We start from the raw sequence: 19616 nt of genomic DNA, 5'->3' as shown, positions 1-19616 counted from the left end.
CCGATCGCAGGCTCGGACCTGGGTCTGCTCCTGCAGAACATCGTTCCGCCCTGCGCCAGCTTCCTCGACCAATCCCAAGAAACAGCAACCTACTGCCTAACCCAGAGGACGCCATGATGCCCAGCATCACGACCCTGATCCGACGCCTAAGGCGTTTGCTCACCGTAAGTTTCCGTGAGGCCGAAGACCTGCCGGTCCTTTCGATGACCGCCACAGCCCAACCGCAGGCGGACGGGAACATCGAGCACCTCGATTCCTTCAGCGACATCGAGGAAATGCAACCGCCATTCCACACGCTGAAGGTTGACTGGTGCGGGTCGGCCGCCGCCGTCACTGCATGCGTCGCGGAACTGGATGGCTCCCAGTACGCCGTATTCGTCAAGCCTGGCGAGCACGACTCCGACATCTATCGTGCGGTTCACCAGCGCGCCGTCCAGGCCGCGAATGGCAATTCGGTCGCCATCTACACGATCAATCCAGTCATCCTGCTGACGCTGGTCCGCGAGCGCATGCAGCTACAAGATGTCCGGGAGCGCAGCTCGCGGATTCGCGGCCTAGGTGATCGATCAGCCGTAAGACAGGGGTTCTATGACCTGCTCGCATGGTCCGTGCGCAATCAAGCAAGCGACTTGCACTTGAACATCGATACGACGAGTTCCGTCTCGCGCGTCAGCGCATCAATCGATGGTCTGTACACGACGCCCAAACACCTTGCCATGCCAACACAGCAGCTGCTCGATATGGTCAACGTGGGCTGGCTCGATGTGAGCGGCGGAAACGGTCTCTTTCTCGACATGGCAAACGAGCAGCAAGGCCGACTGTATGAGGTCGTCGACGATCGTGGCTACATGTTCCGCTGGGGCTCGTTCATCGCCGACACAGGTCCCGCAATTACATTGCGCGTGCTCGACGTCGATGCAAAGGTGCAGCAAGTCGACATGGAGACCCTCGGCTTCCTGCCCTCGCAAGTTGCGCAGTTCGAGCGAGCCATGCGCAGTATGGGAGGGGCCATCGTAATTGGCGGCGTTCCCGGATCCGGCAAGACGGTGACCAATTCGCAGCTCATCGTTCGGCTGCCGAAAACCCGGAAAATCATGTCGATCGAGGATCCTGTCGAGCTGACCATCACAGACGCGCTTCAGGCGAGCGTCTCCCGTTCTCTGGATGGATCTGACAAGAATGCCATGAAGGCCAAGCTCATGGCCCTTAAGCGAGCCGCGGCCAGCGACGTATTGCTCGGCGAAATTCGTGACCTGCTTACCGGCGAAGCCTTTGTGGATATCGTTCTTTCCGGCAGCAACCTGTTCACGACAACACACGTAGGGAACGCCTTGGGAATTCCTTTGCGCTTCGCATCTAGCGAGATCGGAATTCCGCGTGCGACGCTAGGTACGCCCAATGTATTAAAGCTGCTCGGCCATCAGACTCTTATGCCACGGCTGTGCAGTTGCGCCTTGCCCGCCAACTCCCTGCTGGACGGAGCACGCGACGGAATGGGCGTATACCATGACCGATCCACTTGGTCGAGATACCTCAGCAATATTGAGGAACTGTTCGACTTCGGACACGACTCGGTCAAGGTGCGCAATCCGGAAGGATGTGAACGCTGCCGGAAGAAGGGCATCCCCGAGCTATTCGGCTACGACGGGCGCACCGTGTGCGCCGAACTGTACGAACCGACTAATGATCCCGAGGCGCTGCGAGCCATCACAGAGGGAGACGAGATTCGGTTACGCCAGATCTTCGCCGGCCATCGCACCGCTCGATACGACCAGCCAGACATGGACGGAAAGTCCACCATGGACTGCGCCATCTACAAGATGAGCCAAGGGATGCTCGACCCGCGAGACATTGAGCCGCACTTCACGGCCTTTGAAACGCTGCTCCTTCGAAGGAAGCTTGAATGAAGATCCCATTCTTCTTTACGCGAGTCGGCCAGGCCGCGCAGAAGTTTGCCCGATCACGCGCAGACTGGTACGACTATCTCGCAGACATGACGGAGGATACGCAGGGGCGCAGAACGATTCTTAGCATTCTGGACGCCGATGCGCACCGCTATGGAAAGAGCGCCCGAGGCGTCCTCTCAGCATATTGGGCGCATCGCATCGTCGAGTTCGGTGACCTGGGTAGAACGCTGCACCGCACACTCCCCCCGAAAGAGGTTGCCGAGTTCGTATCGCTCCAGCGTCAAGGACAAGCAGCGTTCGCAGGCGGATTGCGTGATATGGCAAACGTCGTCCGACTGACGAGCAAGCTCCGTTCTTTGCTGGTTAGTACCCTGGCGATTGCATTCATCGTTGTCACGCTTGTCTGGCTCATGGTGATGGTGGCCGTACCTTACGTCACTGCACCAATGCTTTTGGACACGCTTCCCGACGTCAGGCCGGAGTTGCTGAAGCCAAGCACACAAGCATTCTTCGCGATGGCTCAGTGGATCCGCGACTACGGGGTGCGACTTTGGGTGGTAGGCCCAACAGCCCTGATCGCCTTCTATTTCTCGTTCTCGTACATGGACGGCAGAGTTCGGCGCTGGCTCGACACCTGGGGACCCTATCGCCTCTACCGAGATGTCCAGGCAATCGCGGTCGTCAGTACCGCTGCCACGGCAGTCAAGCCCAGAACGGGAAAGACAATGCAGATCAGAGAGGCCATCGACATGCAGATTTCCGGGGCATCGCGCTGGCTATCCCGCCGTCTGCAGGCAATTCAGGACCGTCTGGACGACGCAAAAAAAGGTGCAGCAATATTTGATGTGGGACTTCTTGACCGCGAATCCTTTTGGTACCTGGAGGACCTAACCAACACCCTTGGCCTTGACAAAGCGCTGCAAAGGACCAGACAGCGCATGGAGACCACGGTGTTAAAGCGCGTGGCATCCCGTGCCAATGTTCTCAAATGGATCTGCCTTCTACTTGCGGTCTGCGTTCTGATTGGCCTCTATTTCTGGCATCAAGGCGTGATCTCCGACATGCGCAACGCAATGATGATTGAGGTCATGTAGGCCCCCAACACAAAACTCGGTTTGGCACGACGCGGCTGCCAAAGTAACTCCAAAAATCTCTAAATCAGGAAAGACACATGCAACAAGATATGCGTAGCGCCCCGCGCGCCATCCAGCGCGTCCTGGCTAGCAGCCCCAAGAATCAAGGGGGTTGGACTCTGGGCGAAATCGCCCTGGCCATAGCGATCGTCATCCTTCTGTCGATCATCGCCCTGCCATCAGCGAAAGGCTACTTCGTCTCAGGTCGTGTTCCAGCCGCTGCCGGCGAGCTTCAGCGGTTCATGTCGACGGCACGCATCATGGCCGAAGGTGATACCGGCGCGCCGTACGCCGCGATCGATAACGCGAAGAATCTCGCGCCTTCACTGCGCGAATCCACTGCGTTCAAGGTGGTCGGCTCGACGGTCGCGCATCGCCTGGGCGGCTCTGGCGTTGGCACGAATGGCACGATCACCATCGCGCCTGCGGCACTCGGCGGTGGGCCCGCCGGTAGCGCCTTTTCGCTGACGCTGACAAACGTGAACCATCGAGCATGCCCGGTTCTCGCATCGACGCTGAATGGAGTCTCGGAGATGATCAGCGTCAACGGCACGGTCGCGAAGACGCTGGGTGCAAACAACGAGAACGGCACGTTCAACCCTGTCACCGCCCAAAACCTCTGCGTCGACGGGGACAACAACACGTTCGTTTTCGCTACGCGGTAAGCGCCTCAACCGAAGCTTGGGCGTGCCACAAGCACGCCCTGTCGGGTTCTACTGTGGAGTCCATTCTATGAGGCACCTCAACGCTTCACCGTTACGTCCCATTCGCCGCCAAGCTGGCTTCACGTTCATCGAGATCACAATCGCGATAGTGTTACTGACGCTGGCACTCGTACTCGGGGCCGCAGAAGTCAAGCGCCAGGCGGACGACAGCGCAGCGGAAAGCACTGGCCGATATCTCGCGCAGATTCGAGGCGCGCTGGTGGACCTGCAGATCAAGCATGAGGCTTGGATGCAAGGAGTGAACATCGCCAGCGCCCCACCCGGCGTCTATCCAGATCCACCGCCCCTTGCCTGGAACTCAGTAGCAGGGGTTCAGATTGCGCAGGGCGGAGTTGCCGATCTTGCGGCGTTGGGCCTGCTGCCGACAAGCATGCCTCTCTATCCGTCCCTCGGAGACACCGCGAGGTTCATCCTCGTGCGGGATGGGGCCTGCCCTGGCGAGAGTTGCAAGACCGGCGCTTACGTCTTTACTTGCCATCCCATCAGCAGCGTACGCACCCTGCGTCAGAACGGAACCTGCATTGCGCCGCTCGGTAAACGTGCGGAAGTCAATCAAGCGCTGCTTGCGAAGGTTATGCAAGGCTCTGACGGATATGGCGGCCATGACGCCAATGTCGGTGTGAATGTTCGAGGCCCGTTGATGGACATTCCGCGAGCCTGGTTTGGATTCGGTGCCGAGCGAGGTCATGCAGTTCTAGCGGCAGGCCTGGGCGCCACACCGTTCGCACAGTTTGTACGTCACGGCGAGACCCGCCCCGTCACACTAAACAGTACGCTGTCAGTTGGCGGCGCGATTGCCAGCAATACGGGCCTGATCTTGAACACAGCAGTCTGGCCTGGCGCCGCATGCTCTACCGAAGGCATGTACGCCTCCACCGCCAATAAGCTCCTGGCCGTCTGCACTGGCGGTGTTTGGTTCGTCCAGGCGGGGCAGACGATCACCGCCGCTTTGATCGACCTACCCAATGACGCCGCCATACCTGCCATCTCGTGCCCATCGGGCTTGACCCCATGGCGGCATGTGGCGCTGCAAGCAATTGAAGCGACAGCGCGCGGAGGAGACGTCAACATTGGCGGCGCGATCGGCGGAAGCATCCAGGGATCCGGCTATGTGAACGCGGCCGGCGCGGTCACAGTCGGTGGTTCTTTCAGTGGTTCTTTCCAGAACTCCGGTAATAGCTATGTCCGCACAGCCCAACGCGCCTCAGTTGCTGGCGACCGCATTGTGATATCGCCGCCCGACTTCAATGCGCGGGCATCCGTGATCCAAGGCTGCAAGAACTAGCCCTTCCACCTTGGGGGGCAATTCGCTCCTTTCGCGCAATGCGGGAGGGAGAACCTACATTGGAGAAAATCATGTTCCTACCCTCGTCACGAGGAAGGCGTGGCCTTTGGCTTGCCTTCTTGCTTCTGCTTGTGCCAGCGCTGGGCCAAGCTTCTTCCGCGAACCAGGCCGACATGCAGCTACAGACGGATCTCGGCAGTATGTTCGTCCGTGTGGACCAGGGGGCACCACTACCACTCGGCGGATGCGTCTCCGGGTATGCCTGGCACAGTGGGTATGGCGGATGCAGGCGCGCGGACACGCAGTCCGAGACGGCGGCGTGCCCCGCCGGCACCACCGGATCACGCATCCGCTATCGCTTGGCATACGTGCTGCAGGCCAATGCATATGACATCGCCTATGAGCCCTGGGGGGCTTGGCAGGACAGCTGCACCGCCGCAAGAGCAAGCGGTGTGCTCGATGTCGTGATCGCCAAGGCGCGTGGATCGGAAACGGGGGAGCACTTTCCCAACTCCCTCGCTGGCAACATCGCTGCGCAAATGCAGGTCACCTACGGGACGACATTCGGGGCCACGATCTATCGTCCGACTGCCGAACTGAACTGCATTTTTGCATCCGGTACCACCGGATCGGACGGCAACCGGATATGGATGGGTCAACTGTCCTCGCCTGGCGGCTCCGTCAACAAAGGTGCCGCGGGCAACTGCCAGCTATCCAACGGGAACCGGACAGCCACGCTGTACGGGAGCTGCGACACGAGTAGCGGCGGTGACGGCGACTTTTGCGTCGGCCGCACCTACTCCGTGAATATCACTTCGGTGGAAGGCTGCACCGTCCGAACGGAAACGCGGATCGGAAGCCAGCTCATCGACGTAGCCAACCATTACATCTGCCAGTAGCCTCGGGAGACAACTGATGCGATTCATACAGCGCCTCTTTCTAGTCGGCGCGCTTGCGCTCGCACAAGTGACCACGCCAGTCGCCGCGCAAGGGCCGGTCCCGCAAGCAGTATTGTCAGGAGCTGCGGCCCTTGCTTGCGAAGCCCTTCTTTGCCTATCCGGTAGCAGCCCTCCGCAGGAATGCAGCCCTGCACTGTCGAAGTTCTTTGGCATCAAAAAGAAGAAGCTCTCCGATACGCTTAGCGCCAGAGAGGCCTTTCTTGCTCTGTGCCCGGTGGTCGGCAGCATCGCAGGCATGAGCGATCTCGCAAAAGCACTGGCCCGCGGCGCCGGACAATGTGATGCCGCCACGCTGAACGCAACTTTGCGGCAGACCATCGGGCTCGGAGGCGATGCTGGCAGCAGCGGTACACGAATCTCGAATGTCATGCCAACGTACTGCTCCGCGTACATCCTGAACACGTACACAAACCTTAAAGATGACATGCCGCTGTATGTCGGAAAGCCGGATGAGGACGGCTTCTGGGTCGATCCCAAGAATTACCCGGGGGCATTGGCCCGCTACGAGCGCGAACAGGCTGCGAAGAAGGCCGCGAGGGAGAACACGGGCTGGGGAGGGAACTGAACCATGGACTTCCCCGAACTGGCTCGCCAGTGTGCTCCCGATGTTCACATCAGCACCCTGGCCGCCGTTGTGCGCCACGAGTCGGGTTTCAATCCTCTGGTAATCGGCGTCAACAGCAAGCCGCACAGAAGTATCCGGCCGGCGTCCAAGTCCGAAGCAGTCGACGAAGTACGCAAGCTGATGGACAAGGGCGTGGATTTCGACGTCGGCTACGGCCAGATTAATGTTCGCAACTGGAAGTGGCTCGGCGTCACCCCCGAAACGATCTTTGATCCCTGCGTGAATCTGGCATCTGCTCAGCGTGTTCTTGTGAACTGCTACAAGCGCGCTGCGGAACTTCACGGGCCAGGCCAAAACGCCCTCTACGCGGCCTTCAGTTGCTACAACACAGGAAATCTGACGGCGGGCTTCAAGAACGGGTATGTCGGCAAGCTTATTGCGGGCGCCGGTCTCCCTGTGCCCGCCATCGTCAAGAATGCGCAAGCGTCCAGAGCACCTCCGCCCAAGCAGCCCAAGACGCAGGAATCCGGCATCGCTTCCAAGCCGGACGCCTTTCAGAAAGGCCGCAAGGACGCTTTCAGCAATGCTCATCCAGACGCTTTCAACAAGCCCTCCGAGTCAGTGTTCGGTACGCCGATAAGCCGCCCGCGCGCCGACTCTCCCCGCTAGCAGTTCACCCGATGTTTAGCAGCTAAACGCCGCGCTCGCCCTCCCCGCTTATCTACCTATACCGCCCAGGCTAATCCTTGGGCGGGGTCTTCTATGGAGTTTGCAAATGCAAATCGCAGCACGTCCTTCTTCCCGCCTGTTCTCCCTGGCCGCGAACATAGCGCTTATCGCGCTCATGCTTCTTCACCCCGACCTGGCAATGGCGCAGTTGGCCAAGGTTACGCAAGCGGCAGACACATTGCGCGACTGGCTGTGGGTTCTCATCCCGGTTGCTGCACTGATCATCGCAGGCGTCCTAGGGCTTCTCTATTCGATGGAAGTGATCCGCAAGGACACCTTAATCCAGTGGGCCGGCGGCGTGATCTTCGCCGGCGCGCTGGCCGGCGGCATCATCAAGCTCTTCTTCACAGCATGACCGCGCGAGCGAAGGCGCTCGCCGAAAGGCCTGCAGCCACGTCTACACAGCCTTCTGCCGGATCCGCCGTGCCGCCCAATCAGTACCCTCTGTTCAAGGGTGCCACCCGCATCGCCACGATCAAAGGTGGCGTGCCGACCCGAGCGTTCGTGGCCCTGGTCTTTCTCACTGTCACCGCCGCCATGTTCACACTCTGGGGATGGCTACTCGGCCCGATCCTCTACCCGATCCTGGCGGTCCTGAGCCGCAATGATGATCGCGCGTTCTGGATATGGGAACTGTGGTTCAAGACAAAGCTCTTGGCCCCAAACAAACGTTTCTGGGGTGCCATATCGCTCACGCCGATTCCCTACAGCAAGCGCCGGCGCTGGTGCCGGATGCTCGGAGCCAAAAAGACATGACTCAAATCTCACCGGCGATGCCTGCCTACGAGCCGGCGGTCAGCCAGTATGTGCCGTTCTCACACCACGTCACAGACTCCGTAATCGCCACACGCAACTGGGAGTACCTGAGCGCCTGGCGGATTGACGGACGAACCTTCCAGGGATACTCCGAAGCCGAGCACAAGGAATGGATCGAAGAGCTCAACAACGTCCTGCGTGGTTGGCCCACAGGTTTTGGGCTTTGGTCGCATCTCGTCCGTCGGCGCGTCTCGGAATACCCCCAGAGCGACTATCCCGACGCCTTCTCTCGCGCCCATGACGCCGCATACAGCAAGGTGTTCGATGGCAAGCCCCCGATGATCAACGAGATGTACCTCACGATCTTGACGCGGGCTCAGGTCGATCCGACGTTGCGCCTTCTTTCCAGGTTCGAGAAGCGTACAGCGCGTCAAGCCCTTGCGTGGCAATCGCAGGCGATCGAGCAGCTTAACGACATCAATCGCAAGCTAGCAGGCACGCTAAAACGCTACGGACCCGAGAAGCTGACCATCGTCGAGCGGTCTTTTGATGTTGCCGGTGAGGAACGCACAGGGCACTTTTCTGAACCTGCGGAGTTCTTCGGTTTGCTGCTCAATGGGAAGCACTCGCCCGTGCCCGTCACCAGTGCGCGCCTCTACAACTATCTTCCCACCAGCCGTCAGTTCTTTTCAACGCACGGGGAGCAGGCCGAAATGCGTGGGCCTGACTGGACGAAGCGCTACGTAATGCTGGAGGTCCGCGAGTACAGCAACAACACGAAACCCGGCCACCTGAACAGTCTGCTGAATCAGCCATACGAGTTCATCCTTTCTCAATCCTTCGGCTCCATGTCGAAGGCCGATGGGCTCAAAGCCTTGTCCCGCCAGATCAAATGGCTCGAAGACTCTGGAGACTACTCCGAATCGCAGATCGCGGATCTGAAGAGGGCTCGCGACGATCTGTCCGCCGGCAAGTTCGTCATGGGGGATCACCACGCGACGTTGCAGGTCTTCGGCGACGATAGTGAGCAGGCCCTGCGAGCAGCGGCCGACATCAGCGGCGCCCTTGCCAGCAGCGAGGTCGTGGCACGCCTGGTTGATCGCTCCCTTATCGCGGCCTGGGCCGCTCAGCTGCCGGGGAACTGGAACTGGCGACCGCGCCCGTGCCCGATCACGTCGCCCAATTTCCTGTGCTTCTCGTCGATGCACAACTACCTCTTCGGGAAGCCGGCGGGCAACCCTTGGGGCCCAGCGGTCACCATGCTGAAGACCACCGGCGGCACGCCCTATTACATGAACTTTCATGCCTCGCTCGCGGAAGTCGATGAAACCGGCAAGCGTCGCCTTGGCAACACGTCCATCCTGGGGCAATCCGGGACGGGCAAGACCGTCCTGTTGGGGCATCTGGTCGCACAGGCGCGCAAGTTCGACTACACGGCTGCGGTATTCGACAAAGACCGGGGTCTACAGGTCACGGTCATGGCGATGGGCGGCAAATACTTCCCCATGCAAAGGGGAGTGTCGACCGGGTGGAATTACCTTCAACTCGAGCCAACCAAGAGCAATGTCACTTTCATGGCCAGCATGACGAAGCAGCTCGCCGCCAATGGGGCAGATCCAGCGACCATGGCGGAGCAAAAGCAAATCGAGACAGCAATCAAGAAGCTGGTGGAGTTTATCGACAGACCGCAACGCCAACTGTCGACGCTGCTGCAGTTCCTCCCCGCCGCACCGTCAGAGGGCATGTCCCTTAGCTTGCGCGACCGGCTCGAACGCTGGTGCGCGGGTCATGAAAATGGCTGGATGTTCGATAACAAGACCGACGAACTCGATTTGTCGAGCACCGATCTCTTCGGATTCGATCTGACGGAGTTTCTCGACAAGGGTGAAATACGTGATGCCGCGATCACGTACCTGCTCTATCGAACTGAACAAATGCTCGACGGACGGAGATTTGCCTACTTCTTCGATGAAGTGCAACACCCATTGAAGGTCCCGTACTTTCAGACCTTCATGCAGGACAAGAGCCGCACCATCCGCAAGGAGAACGGCGTGTTCGTCTTCGCAACGCAGGAGCCTGAAGCCATCAGCGGCAATCCAGTGGGACGGTCGATGATTCAACAATCTGCTACGCAAATCTACCTACCCAACCCCAAGGCCTCCGAGGGGGAATACGTGAATGACTTCAAGCTCACGCCATCGGAGTTCAAGCTGATCAAGGAACTGGGCGAGTTCAGCCGTCAATTCCTTATCAAGCAGGGCGAAGCGACGGTCACAGCAGAACTGGACCTCTCCAAGTGCCCCGATTCCCTTCTCGTTTTCTCTGGCTCCGCCGACATGGCTGAGCTTGCCGAAGAAGCCGTTCTGAAGCTTGGCAACGACCCTGAGCAGTGGTTGCCGCTGTATCTCAAACTCGCCGATGAGGCGACAAGGAGCTAACCATGTCCAAAGTGATTTCATCCCGGCGGAACAGCCTCGCCATCATCCTGGCAAGCGTATTTATTGCGAACAGCACGGCGCCCGCCCATGCCAGCGGGATTCCCGTCGTCGATGCAGCGAGCATCGGCGCGCGGGCCGCAGAGCATGCGGCCACAATCGCCAAGTACCTTGAACAGATCGCAACGCTCAAGGCGCAGCTCGACACCGCCCGCGCCCAGCTACAGGGCTTCTCGGGAACGCGCAATCTCGGGGACATCTGGAACGACCCCGAGATCCGAAAAGCGCTCCCGAAAGATGTTCAAGAGGTGCTCAAGAGCGCGGAGGAGTCCTATGGCTCGATTTCGCGCTCCGTGAAGCGGATCAAGAGCGAGGAAACGCTGTCCGGTATCTACATTTCCGACAAGCAGAAAGTCGAGGATCGGGAATGGGATTACCTCACCGCCGCAAAGGCGTTGTTGGAGAACATTGACTACGCAACGGCTGCAAGAAAGCGCCAGCTCGAAAAGCTCCAAGCGGAAATCAACCAGACCACGGATGCGAAGGGCATTTCTGAACTGAACGCCCGGATGCTGGTTGAACAGGCCAATGTGGCGGCGGATCAGATGCACATCGACAGCCTGCAGCGTCAGCTGGAGCGCGAGGCTGCGCTGATCGAAAAGCAGAAGGCGAAGTTGGCGGAGTCTTCCTTCAGCATCGACGCAATCCGCGCCCCGCTTCCAGGAGCACGCTAATGGCCACGACCGCGGTTGCCCTAACCAGTCTCGGAGAAATCGCCAACTGGATCGATCAATCGGTGACCACGATGCTTACCGGCGTCATTACCCCGATGGTAGCCTCGGTCACGGAAAAGATCCTGCCTGCCGTATCATTGGGCCTGTCAATCGCGCTGGTCTGGTATGGCTGGCTCATGATGTCAGGCGCCATTCGAACGCCAGTGCTTTCCGCCGCAAGGAGGGTAGTGAATATCGGTGTCATCGTGGGCATCGCAGGCACCGGCGGTCTCTATCAGCAACAAATTGCTGGTGCCATGCTAGACCTGCCGAGTTCCGTAGCGCAGATATTTACGGGAACTTTGAAGACACCCTCCGAAATGATGGATGACGCGGCCAACAAGGGAGCGGAAATTGGCACTAAGATTCAAGAACGTGCGCCCGATGGTGTCTCCAACATCGGACGGGCATTTGTGTTCGTCATCGTCGCCCTGATCATCACGGTCATATCCGCCATCATGAGTGCCATCGGCATGCTGGTACTCATAACTGTGAAAGTCGGAATGGGCTTAGTGGTTGTAATGGGACCCTTTTGCATCTTGGCATTGCTGTTCAATCCGCTAAAGGAAGTTTTCGTCATGTGGCTACGGCAAGCCCTGTATTACGGAATTTATGCGGGGCTCTTCATGGTTGTCTTCATGTTCATCATGGGGATGTTTGGCATGCTGCAGAAGGGCCTACTTGATCTCACGAAGGCCGATCAGATCAATATCTTCTCGATGCTCACGGCGCTCGTCTTTTTTATGATGTGCTCCAAGTACATGCTGGAGCAAGTGTCGATCGTGGCAGGCAAGGTTACCGGCGGTGGTGGCGGTGGAATTGCTGTTCCCGTAATCGGGAAGATCGGCTAAGATTAAACATGCTTTAGCAACGCGGATTTCCAATATATAGCCCGCAGACTTGAGGACTTTAGATGGCCCCGATCACACCACTGGGTAAGCCACTTTCGCAACAGTCCCTGCCAAGCGCAGATCTGCCCGCTCAAGTTCCTTCTTTCGGGAGCACGACCACGGGCGAGAAGCCTATCTCCGCCTTTCAGTGGATAAGTTTGGCTCGTGCCACGTGGACTTGGTTGATCCGGCCACTTTGGCTTTTGTGCGTGAAGTGGCCTGTGATGCTAATCCTTCCCTCGCAAGCATCTCGGAAAAGTAACGATGACCGCATGGATCGCTTTTGGAGAGAACATGCACAACAGCAGAGTGATGAGATGACCCGCAGAATGACGAATTCGCTCAAGCAATAGGATTTCGCGGAAGTCCGTATTCACTTGCGTTACTCGGGGCACAGCATTCGCTGTGCCTTTCTATTTCGATCTGGCACCTGCCAGGCCGCCCTGATTTAACTCCCCCCACTTTCTCTGCGGAGAACCGATGAAGCACGCCATTTCGGCCGCGCTTAGCGCGGCTCGCCTTCTGTCGTCCGTACTTTTCGTGCGACACACTCAAAACGTCCGTCTGGCCACTGGAGGCACCCATGTCCTCCGATGATCCCAAGCTCTCGCTGCAGCAAGAACTGGACCGAACGCGAGGCCTCGAGCGCGATCTGCTCACCATGCTTTTGGATTCCCGCAGTAAAGCATGGCGCCACAGCTGGGCTAGTTACTTCATCTCCTTGGTGTCAATTTCCATTGCGGCCCATGTGCTTTTCATGTTCGAACCACCGCCTCCGCTCGTCGTTCGCGTGAATGACGCCACTGGCGAGATTGAGCACGTGACGCGCCTGGGCGATGCGGTGGAAAGCTATGGCGAGCGCACCGACAAGGCACGCATCTTCGCGTACGTAATGGCCTGCGAAAGCTATGACTGGAACACCATTCAGAACACTTACAACCAGTGCGGCCTGTTTAGTTCTCCGGATGTCCAAAGGGCGTTCCACGCCAAGTTCCAAGACAACCCGAAGACAGGCTATGAGGCGTTGGACAAGCGCTACGCCAACCATACTCGCCTGAAGCCCAGCGTGACCAGTATCACCTTGGGCCCCAACAACACGGCGACCGTGCGCTTCACACGGGCCATCGAAGGCCCGGCCCAAACGCCGCCGCCCGAGCATCTCGTGGCCACGGTCGCATATCGCTACGTCAACTCGGACATGAAGGAAAAGGACCGGTGGCTCAACCCACTGGGCTTTCAGGTCGTCACCTACAACCCCGAAATCGAAGTGCTGAGGTAATCGCCATGAAAAAAGAGCAAATCAACGAACTCGCCAGCCGCCTCGAAAACGCCCATCGGCTGACGAACGCCGAGCGCGTCGCGCTTCTTCGCGATCTCGAGCGGTATGCCAAGGCTGACCTTTATGGCGCATCTCGCCTGGCAAAAGATCATTTGCACAAGCAAGCGGACCTGCGCCTGCCGACAGTCATGCTCGCAGCTGACCGAATCGGCAAACACTTCGAAGAGCGCACTCGTGAGCCCCGCCGGCCGGTTGAGCTCTACGGCGAGCAAGATCGTCAGATCCGCCAACCCGAGGATGGTCGGGAATATCGTGGGCCGGTCGTCGGAACGACGCCGAACTGCCTGGTGCAGCTCGACAAGGACACGGGCGACCTCATCGTTCATGCCCGCACCACGCTCAACCACTCGTTCGAAGTGACCGGCAAGGAAGAGGCACTGGCGATCAGCTATCCCTTCAAGGCGGTTGGCGGCGTGGGGTTGGTTCGCGACGTAGACCACGAAAAACAGTCGGAAATGGGTCTACAGCATGCGCACCATCACGCCCGCGAAAACAGTCACGGAATGGAACACAACCGATGAACAATCGCCTAAAGGCATTCTTGGCCATGGCGGTGGTCGCGCTCTGCGCGGCCGCACCGCCGGCCTGGTCGCTGGACAAGCCGCAGGCGTCGCCCAAGGATCAGCGAATTCGTTGGACCGACTATGACGCCGCCGATGTCATTCAAGTTGACACCACACTGGGCGTGGCCACCCACATCCAGCTCAACGACGACGAAGAGTATGTGACCCATGCTTTCGGGGATTCAGCGGCCTATGACTTCGCCCCAAAGGGCAAGCACCTGTTGCTCAAGCCGATCGTGGAGCAGGCAGACACAAACCTGCTCTACATCACGACCAAACGGAATTACTCATTCCTCCTGAAATACGCCAAGGAACGCAAGGGGCGCGAGGTATTCCGAGTGGTGCTGCGCTACCCTGAGGTCGATGAGGCCAAGACTGTCGCAGAGCAGGAAAAGGCACAGGTACAGCGCGACCTGGCCAGCGCCGACCTCGCGATCAATTGGCAAAGCTACACCATGAGCGGTGATACGGCGATCGGACCCGAAGCCGCGTGGGATGACGGCGCCCAAACGTGGCTGCGCTTCGCGCCTGGCCAGGATCTGCCGGCAGCCTACTTTGTCGATCCAGATGGCAATGAGGTGATTGCCAATCGCCACATGGAAGACGACCGCACGCTCGTGTTGCATCGCGTGGCTGCGCGCTGGCATCTGCGCTTAGGGAACAAGGTGGTCGCCATTCACAATGACGCGCCGCAGTCCGTCCGCGCATTGCCTACTCGCACGGTGTCTCCCACAGTCGAGCGCGTCTTGCGAGAGGAGTTGCACCCATGAAATTCCTCAAGCGCCGGCGGTCAGCCGGCAAGACGGTCGATGCTGTTGCAGAGATCGAAGAACGTCAGGCGCAGATCGAGGGTCGGGGGATGCCGGATCTGCACGGGTCGGTGCGCCCCGCGGCCCCGGGCGCCAAGGCGTTCTTTGTTCTGGTCCTTCTGATGGCGGCGATGGTTCTCAGTGTGGTGATATGGCGATGGCTAAATGGAACTGAGAAGACCGACACTCAGTCCAGTGCTTCGAAGCAAGCACGCGTTGAGAATGTTCTTCCCGGGCTAACTCTCCGCCAACCATCCCCTCCCCCACCGCTATCAGAGCCACCGCCTCCCGCCGAGCCGAAAGTTCCCGACGTCGGGCAATTGGCTCCCAGCACTGGCAAGCTCAGCCAGCTTGTACATGCCGTTGCCCCGGATCCTGTGATGCAGCGGCGGCTTGCGAGTCGCCTGCAGGGCGAACAAGCGGAGCGGCAGGAGTCCCAAGCGGGCGAAACCGCGAAGCCCTCCGGGCGCGAGGCCGACAGTGGACCGATGTCAGAACGGCTTAAGCCGATGAAGCTCAATGCCGCCTTGGCGGGAACTTTGGGCAATCGCGACATGCTGATCACTCAGGGGGCAATGATTGACTGCGTACAGGACACGAAGCTGGTCAGTGCCCAGGCAGGAATGATCACGTGCCATTCACCGATTGATGTCCGATCGTCGAGCGGCCGCGTGGTGCTGGTGGATGCGGGCACGAAGTTCATCGGCTACCAGCAGGGAGTTTTGGCGCAGGGCCAGCCCCGTATTGGCGTCGTCTGGTCTCGTCTGGAAACTCCCAAGGGTGTGATCATCCACTTGGATTCGCCGGGCACCGGAGCCTTGGGCGAGGCAGGCCTGGACGGAGCAATCGACACCCACTTCAGTGAACGCTTCGGTGGCGCCATCCTCGTAAGCCTGATTAGCGATTTCGGAGCGTGGGCTACCTCTCGCGGTGGCAACGAGGGTAACTCGATACGGTTCGACTCCACTGGTAGCGCAGCCCAGGACGCGGTCAGCACGGTGCTGGATAACTCGATCAATATTCCGCCCACTCTGTATCGCAACCAAGGAGGGCGGATCGGCATCTATGTCGCCCGCGATCTGGACTTCAGCTCGGTCTACGCCCTGCGCCCCGTCGTTCGCCGATAGGTTCGGTGTACGGCTTCCCCACTTCCGGCCGCTTGCAATCGAGCGGCAGCTAGTCGGCGGCCGGGTTTCTGGTCGCCGGCTCACCTAATTCCTGACAGGCCCGTTAATGAAAGATTCCGTCTCTGGTGCTCCTGCCTCGACCGTGGCGAACGACACCGCCTTGCGTCAAATGCTGCGTCCTATCGCTGCCTACATGGCAGACGAAGCCGTCCGCGAAGTCACGATTCCACGCCCCGGCGTCATTCTTACCCGGCAACGCGGACAGTGGCACCAGCATGAAGATGCTTCACTCACCTTCGAATATTTGGACGCCCTCGTGTCGGCCATGGCCAGCTTCAACAAGGTCAATTTCTCGCCCATCATGTCGTTGCTCCTCCCCGACGGTGAACGTGGCCAGGTGGCTAAGCCGCCGGCCGTAGTGGACGGCACGCTCTCCATCAACATCCGCAAGCACAGCAGCCTGGTCAAGACTTTGGACGAGCTGCAGTCGGAAGGCGCTTTCGATACGTGGAAGGATGTTTCGGGGCAACCGTCTACCGTGGCTGAGATCACAACGGAAGACCAGGAGCTGCTCCAACTGAAGAATGAGCGGCGCATGCGCGAATTCCTGGAGCTTGCCGTTCGGTACCGTAGGAACATCATCGTCGCTGGCAAGACGGGATCTGGAAAGACCACCTTCGCTCGCAGTCTTATTGAATGCTGCTCTCCCAGCGAGCGACTTCTTACCGTCGAGGACGTTCACGAGCTGTTCCTGCCAAACCACTCGAACCGAGTTCACATGATCTACGGCACAGGCGCAGGACGCATGTCCGCAACGGACTGCATCGCGGCCGCCATGCGCAGTTCGCCCGACCGGATATTCCTGTCAGAGCTGCGCGGTCCAGAAGCCTGGGACTACCTGAACGCGCTCAACACGGGCCACCCTGGATCGGTAACCACGACCCATGCCAATAGCGCAGCCGATACGTACAGCCGCGTAGCACTGTTGGTTAAACAATCCATCGCGGGAAATGCGATGGACTTAGACACGATCCTGCGCTACCTGCATTCGACGTTGGACATAGCGCTGTACTTCGCTGACTACAAGCTCGTCGAGGTCTATTTCAACCCCGGGCGCGCCTTCGGAGATTAACCCCGACCGTTCCCACTCGACGTAGGCGTCGAGTTCAAGGAGAGATCCAATCATGGATGGTTTTTTCTACAACCTGCTTCTAATGTGCTTTAGTCTCGTCGTGCTGGGGACGATTATTTTGGCTTGCTTCCTCGCAACTCCCAAAGAGAAGCGGCGCGAACCAGCGAAAGCTTCAAATAAGGCCCCTTCAGTGCGTTCGCCACTCGAGCTCGCCAGCGCCGTTCACGAGCGCATCAACTCGCTGTTGTGCCAGGAATTAATTGGTGCCTTGGAGCAAGCCCTACATGCTCATGGCATTCAATTCAGCGATAGATCCGCGGAAAACGTGGAGCTTTCGCTTCCTATTTCGAGGGATGTGGCCGACAGGGTTTTGCGGGCCCGAACGCACTATTTGTTCCCGCTTTTGCGCGAGGAAGAACTGCAAAAGGCTGTTGAGAACGGTCGGGCGGACGGCTTCAGCCAAGTCCTCGTACACGATCTCATCGCAGCGCTCGCTGCGGAGGGACGCTTCCTTTCCCGAATCAACAGCAGTGTGGAGCGAAGCGACTCATCTGGTGAACCAGTGGATGACGATTCTTCGTCATAACGGCTCGCGATTGCTCCACCCACCACACCCTGAAAGTCTCTGGAGTGTTCCATGACCCAAGCGACCCGTCGACGCGGCGCGCAGGAAGCGCGCACGCTCAAGGCCTACAAGATCATGCAGCAGGTCTATAACCATGGCAAAGCCGAGGGGAAGACAGCCGCCCAAATCCACCAAGCAATTCGCGATGCTTATCCCTGGGGCGAACGCCGTGCGTGGCCCTACAAGGCCTGGCTTCAGGCCAGGCGCGAATTCTACGAGAAGCACGGGCTTCCCCTGGCTGCTCGTCGGTCAATCGCAGAATCCCTGCAGGAGGGCGGCACGTGAACGGCCGGGCTCCGACATTTTCTTTACCCGGTAAAAACCCGCAGCAGCACAAGGGGCGGCCATGAGCGTCGAAGCATCCAAATGGGCCAGAATGGCCGATGTCCAAAAGTCGTCTTCAAAACTCGTTCTGATCAACCTGGCGCAGCTCGTGCGGTACGACGCGGACGAATGGACAGCCTTCGCTTCCATTGAGTACCTGGTATGCGTCACGCATTTGAATCGCAAGACCGTCATCGAGGCGTTGGCCAGGTTGCGCGAGCTTGGAGCGATCCAAGACACCGGCCGTCGCGCCGGCGACAATCGAAGCAGCATTATCTACAAGCTATGCCCTAATGCGGTCCCGCTGGTGAAACTCTCCGGCACGCGGGCGGCGGGTGCTCTGGTTGACGAAGCGACGCAGGGCAACCTTGGCGGTATCCCTAGCGAAAAGGATGGCCCGGTATCGGCACTTGGCGCTGCCGAATCTGGTGAGCGGCCGGACAATGCCGGCTTTGCCCCTACCTCGGCATCAGATGGGCCGGGCGAGTCGGCTGGATGGGCTCCAGGCGCGCCTGCGATGCCCACGACAACGCCTCCGGCCGCAGCTGAGGAAGACACTGCGGTTGCCGCGCTGCAGGATCACTGCTCTGTGCGTCATTCAGGAACGCGCCGGCGACCGAATGCTGGTCCTGCCGCCACTCGCCTGCCCGCCACGTGGGAGCTACCCGCCAAATGGCGGGACTGGGCTCAGGGCCAGAAGCCACAGTGGTCGGACGAGAAGATTGATGCGATGGCAGCGACCTTCAGCGCGTACAAGCGCTCCCAGCCAGGCGATGGTGGCACGTCGTCGGACTGGTTTGAGTCATGGCGCCTCTGGGTGTTCCGAGAATGGGAGCCAAAGGGATCGGCCAACAAGCCTTGGCAAAGCACCTGGTCTGGCATCGTGGCCAAGGGCAGGAAGCTGGGCTTGGAGCAGGCCCCGAACGAGCCAGAACCCGAGTTCAAGGCACGGGTATTTCGGGCCGCAGGACTTGTGTCGTCCCCGTAGAAGTTGTCCACAGCCGTGCCCAATATCGGGACTGGTCCCGAATTCGGGCCTAGCCCGAAAAGTTCTCCGGCTTGTCCCGAAATTGGCGTTTGCTAGTACCAAAAACGGCATTTTGCTAGTACCGAAAACGGTACCCAATAGGTATGTATAGGTTTTATAGGTTTTAGAGAGAGTCGCGCGAGGCGCCGGCCGCAACGCGCCGACCGATCCGCCTACCCTCCGGTCGCTCCGCTCCCTTCGCCCCGCCGCCTTCGGCGCCGGCCTGAAACCCATAGCTTCAGTCCCCCTCCCCGCTGGCGCCGTGCGCCACCGGGCGGGGGAAAGGTATCCCCCCAGGCGATGACGGCCTCTGGCCCGCCACGCCCGCCTGCCGCGACCTCGAGCAGGAATCGCCTTCATCTGCTCGCCACGAGTCTCATTGCCTCTCTGGCCAGGCCTTCGTCAACCGACCGTGAGGTATGAGTCCCCTCCCCGGCAGGTACCCCGCCGGGCGGGGAGTGGTAGCCCCCAAAGCGCGGGGGCTGCGAGCCCCCCTGGCCGGCCGCCCACCGG

Annotated in this window: 20 protein-coding genes; all 20 read left to right on the top strand. The window is 59.5% G+C overall.

The annotated features are described in order from the left end of the window. Positions 1-113: 113 nt before the first annotated feature. The 20 genes from WBB14_RS33130 to WBB14_RS33035 all read left to right on the top strand — a co-directional run bounded on the left by WBB14_RS33130 (position 114) and on the right by WBB14_RS33035 (position 19064). Positions 114-1907 (top strand): ATPase, T2SS/T4P/T4SS family, encoded by a 1794-nt coding sequence (locus WBB14_RS33130; RefSeq protein ID WP_088138157.1) that lies wholly within the window; start codon positions 114-116, stop codon positions 1905-1907. Next, complete coding sequence (locus tag WBB14_RS33125) at positions 1904-3001, top strand: hypothetical protein (protein ID WP_088138158.1); 1098 nt, start codon at positions 1904-1906, stop codon at positions 2999-3001. Before WBB14_RS33130 ends, WBB14_RS33125 begins: the two co-directional genes overlap by 4 nt. A 77-nt stretch (positions 3002-3078) precedes the next feature. Further along, the gene (locus tag WBB14_RS33120) at positions 3079-3705 is read left to right on the top strand and encodes a type 4 pilus major pilin (RefSeq protein WP_088138159.1); all 627 of its coding nucleotides are present in this window, start codon (positions 3079-3081) and stop codon (positions 3703-3705) included. Between the two features lie 67 nt (positions 3706-3772). Then, complete coding sequence (locus WBB14_RS33115; protein ID WP_088138160.1) at positions 3773-5050, top strand: type II secretion system protein; 1278 nt, start codon at positions 3773-3775, stop codon at positions 5048-5050. Positions 5051-5121: 71 nt separating this feature from the next. Next, positions 5122-5949, top strand: a complete 828-nt coding sequence (locus WBB14_RS33110; protein WP_088138161.1) for a hypothetical protein — start codon at positions 5122-5124, stop codon at positions 5947-5949. Between the two features lie 16 nt (positions 5950-5965). Further along, the gene (locus WBB14_RS33105) at positions 5966-6574 is read left to right on the top strand and encodes a TrbM/KikA/MpfK family conjugal transfer protein (RefSeq protein ID WP_088138162.1); all 609 of its coding nucleotides are present in this window, start codon (positions 5966-5968) and stop codon (positions 6572-6574) included. A 3-nt stretch (positions 6575-6577) separates the two neighbouring features. After that, positions 6578-7243, top strand: a complete 666-nt coding sequence (locus tag WBB14_RS33100) for a lytic transglycosylase domain-containing protein (protein ID WP_088138163.1) — start codon at positions 6578-6580, stop codon at positions 7241-7243. 106 nt (positions 7244-7349) lie between these two features. Next, on the top strand, positions 7350-7658 hold the full coding sequence (locus WBB14_RS33095) for a TrbC/VirB2 family protein (protein WP_088138164.1): 309 nt from the start codon (positions 7350-7352) through the stop codon (positions 7656-7658). Between the two features lie 68 nt (positions 7659-7726). Next, positions 7727-8059 carry a type IV secretion system protein VirB3 gene (locus tag WBB14_RS33090; protein ID WP_252978955.1) on the top strand — a complete coding sequence of 111 codons (333 nt, stop codon included), beginning with the start codon at positions 7727-7729 and terminating at the stop codon, positions 8057-8059. Further along, positions 8056-10497, top strand: a complete 2442-nt coding sequence (locus WBB14_RS33085) for a VirB4 family type IV secretion/conjugal transfer ATPase (protein WP_252978956.1) — start codon at positions 8056-8058, stop codon at positions 10495-10497. The genes WBB14_RS33090 and WBB14_RS33085 overlap by 4 nt, the downstream gene beginning before the upstream one ends. 2 nt (positions 10498-10499) lie before the next feature. After that, a complete protein-coding gene (locus WBB14_RS33080) occupies positions 10500-11228 on the top strand; it encodes a type IV secretion system protein (RefSeq protein ID WP_088138166.1) in 729 nt (242 codons plus the stop codon). Beyond that, positions 11228-12118 carry a type IV secretion system protein gene (locus WBB14_RS33075; protein ID WP_088138167.1) on the top strand — a complete coding sequence of 297 codons (891 nt, stop codon included), beginning with the start codon at positions 11228-11230 and terminating at the stop codon, positions 12116-12118. The genes WBB14_RS33080 and WBB14_RS33075 overlap by 1 nt, the downstream gene beginning before the upstream one ends. Before the next feature lie 622 nt (positions 12119-12740). Beyond that, on the top strand, positions 12741-13436 hold the full coding sequence (locus WBB14_RS33070; RefSeq protein WP_088138168.1) for a virB8 family protein: 696 nt from the start codon (positions 12741-12743) through the stop codon (positions 13434-13436). Between the two features lie 5 nt (positions 13437-13441). Next, positions 13442-14017, top strand: a complete 576-nt coding sequence (locus WBB14_RS33065; protein ID WP_088138169.1) for a hypothetical protein — start codon at positions 13442-13444, stop codon at positions 14015-14017. Then, on the top strand, positions 14014-14829 hold the full coding sequence (locus WBB14_RS33060; RefSeq protein ID WP_123786261.1) for a TrbG/VirB9 family P-type conjugative transfer protein: 816 nt from the start codon (positions 14014-14016) through the stop codon (positions 14827-14829). The genes WBB14_RS33065 and WBB14_RS33060 overlap by 4 nt, the downstream gene beginning before the upstream one ends. After that, a complete protein-coding gene (virB10, locus tag WBB14_RS33055; protein ID WP_343498811.1) occupies positions 14826-15995 on the top strand; it encodes a type IV secretion system protein VirB10 in 1170 nt (389 codons plus the stop codon). The genes WBB14_RS33060 and virB10 overlap by 4 nt, the downstream gene beginning before the upstream one ends. 106 nt (positions 15996-16101) lie before the next feature. After that, positions 16102-17127 carry a P-type DNA transfer ATPase VirB11 gene (gene virB11 / locus WBB14_RS33050; protein ID WP_123786262.1) on the top strand — a complete coding sequence of 342 codons (1026 nt, stop codon included), beginning with the start codon at positions 16102-16104 and terminating at the stop codon, positions 17125-17127. Between the two features lie 52 nt (positions 17128-17179). Continuing rightward, positions 17180-17713 (top strand): hypothetical protein, encoded by a 534-nt coding sequence (locus tag WBB14_RS33045; protein WP_123786263.1) that lies wholly within the window; start codon positions 17180-17182, stop codon positions 17711-17713. A gap of 51 nt (positions 17714-17764) precedes the next feature. After that, positions 17765-18037 (top strand): hypothetical protein, encoded by a 273-nt coding sequence (locus WBB14_RS33040; protein WP_070668247.1) that lies wholly within the window; start codon positions 17765-17767, stop codon positions 18035-18037. 61 nt (positions 18038-18098) lie between these two features. Next, positions 18099-19064 carry a hypothetical protein gene (locus tag WBB14_RS33035; RefSeq protein ID WP_343498809.1) on the top strand — a complete coding sequence of 322 codons (966 nt, stop codon included), beginning with the start codon at positions 18099-18101 and terminating at the stop codon, positions 19062-19064. Positions 19065-19616: the final 552 nt, after the last annotated feature.

Origin of the sequence: Achromobacter sp. (assembly GCF_049647645.1) — a bacterium.
In the GTDB taxonomy this organism is placed as follows: domain Bacteria; phylum Pseudomonadota; class Gammaproteobacteria; order Burkholderiales; family Burkholderiaceae_B; genus Achromobacter.
This window is presented reverse-complemented; position numbering and strand designations above follow the sequence as displayed.

Excerpts from the sequence above, each read along its gene's own strand:
- WBB14_RS33130 (WP_088138157.1), top strand. The coding sequence starts at position 114 with ATGATGCCCAGCATCACGACCCTGATCCGACGCCTAAGGCGTTTGCTC.
- virB10 (WP_343498811.1), top strand. The coding sequence starts at position 14,826 with ATGAAATTCCTCAAGCGCCGGCGGTCAGCCGGCAAGACGGTCGATGCT.
- WBB14_RS33080 (WP_088138166.1), top strand. The coding sequence starts at position 10,500 with ATGTCCAAAGTGATTTCATCCCGGCGGAACAGCCTCGCCATCATCCTG.
- virB11 (WP_123786262.1), top strand. The coding sequence starts at position 16,102 with ATGAAAGATTCCGTCTCTGGTGCTCCTGCCTCGACCGTGGCGAACGAC.
- WBB14_RS33075 (WP_088138167.1), top strand. The coding sequence starts at position 11,228 with ATGGCCACGACCGCGGTTGCCCTAACCAGTCTCGGAGAAATCGCCAAC.
- WBB14_RS33120 (WP_088138159.1), top strand. The coding sequence starts at position 3,079 with ATGCAACAAGATATGCGTAGCGCCCCGCGCGCCATCCAGCGCGTCCTG.
- WBB14_RS33085 (WP_252978956.1), top strand. The coding sequence starts at position 8,056 with ATGACTCAAATCTCACCGGCGATGCCTGCCTACGAGCCGGCGGTCAGC.
- WBB14_RS33125 (WP_088138158.1), top strand. The coding sequence starts at position 1,904 with ATGAAGATCCCATTCTTCTTTACGCGAGTCGGCCAGGCCGCGCAGAAG.
- WBB14_RS33115 (WP_088138160.1), top strand. The coding sequence starts at position 3,773 with ATGAGGCACCTCAACGCTTCACCGTTACGTCCCATTCGCCGCCAAGCT.
- WBB14_RS33060 (WP_123786261.1), top strand. The coding sequence starts at position 14,014 with ATGAACAATCGCCTAAAGGCATTCTTGGCCATGGCGGTGGTCGCGCTC.
- WBB14_RS33110 (WP_088138161.1), top strand. The coding sequence starts at position 5,122 with ATGTTCCTACCCTCGTCACGAGGAAGGCGTGGCCTTTGGCTTGCCTTC.
- WBB14_RS33095 (WP_088138164.1), top strand. The coding sequence starts at position 7,350 with ATGCAAATCGCAGCACGTCCTTCTTCCCGCCTGTTCTCCCTGGCCGCG.
- WBB14_RS33045 (WP_123786263.1), top strand. The coding sequence starts at position 17,180 with ATGGATGGTTTTTTCTACAACCTGCTTCTAATGTGCTTTAGTCTCGTC.
- WBB14_RS33105 (WP_088138162.1), top strand. The coding sequence starts at position 5,966 with ATGCGATTCATACAGCGCCTCTTTCTAGTCGGCGCGCTTGCGCTCGCA.
- WBB14_RS33065 (WP_088138169.1), top strand. The coding sequence starts at position 13,442 with ATGAAAAAAGAGCAAATCAACGAACTCGCCAGCCGCCTCGAAAACGCC.
- WBB14_RS33035 (WP_343498809.1), top strand. The coding sequence starts at position 18,099 with ATGAGCGTCGAAGCATCCAAATGGGCCAGAATGGCCGATGTCCAAAAG.
- WBB14_RS33040 (WP_070668247.1), top strand. The coding sequence starts at position 17,765 with ATGACCCAAGCGACCCGTCGACGCGGCGCGCAGGAAGCGCGCACGCTC.
- WBB14_RS33070 (WP_088138168.1), top strand. The coding sequence starts at position 12,741 with ATGTCCTCCGATGATCCCAAGCTCTCGCTGCAGCAAGAACTGGACCGA.
- WBB14_RS33100 (WP_088138163.1), top strand. The coding sequence starts at position 6,578 with ATGGACTTCCCCGAACTGGCTCGCCAGTGTGCTCCCGATGTTCACATC.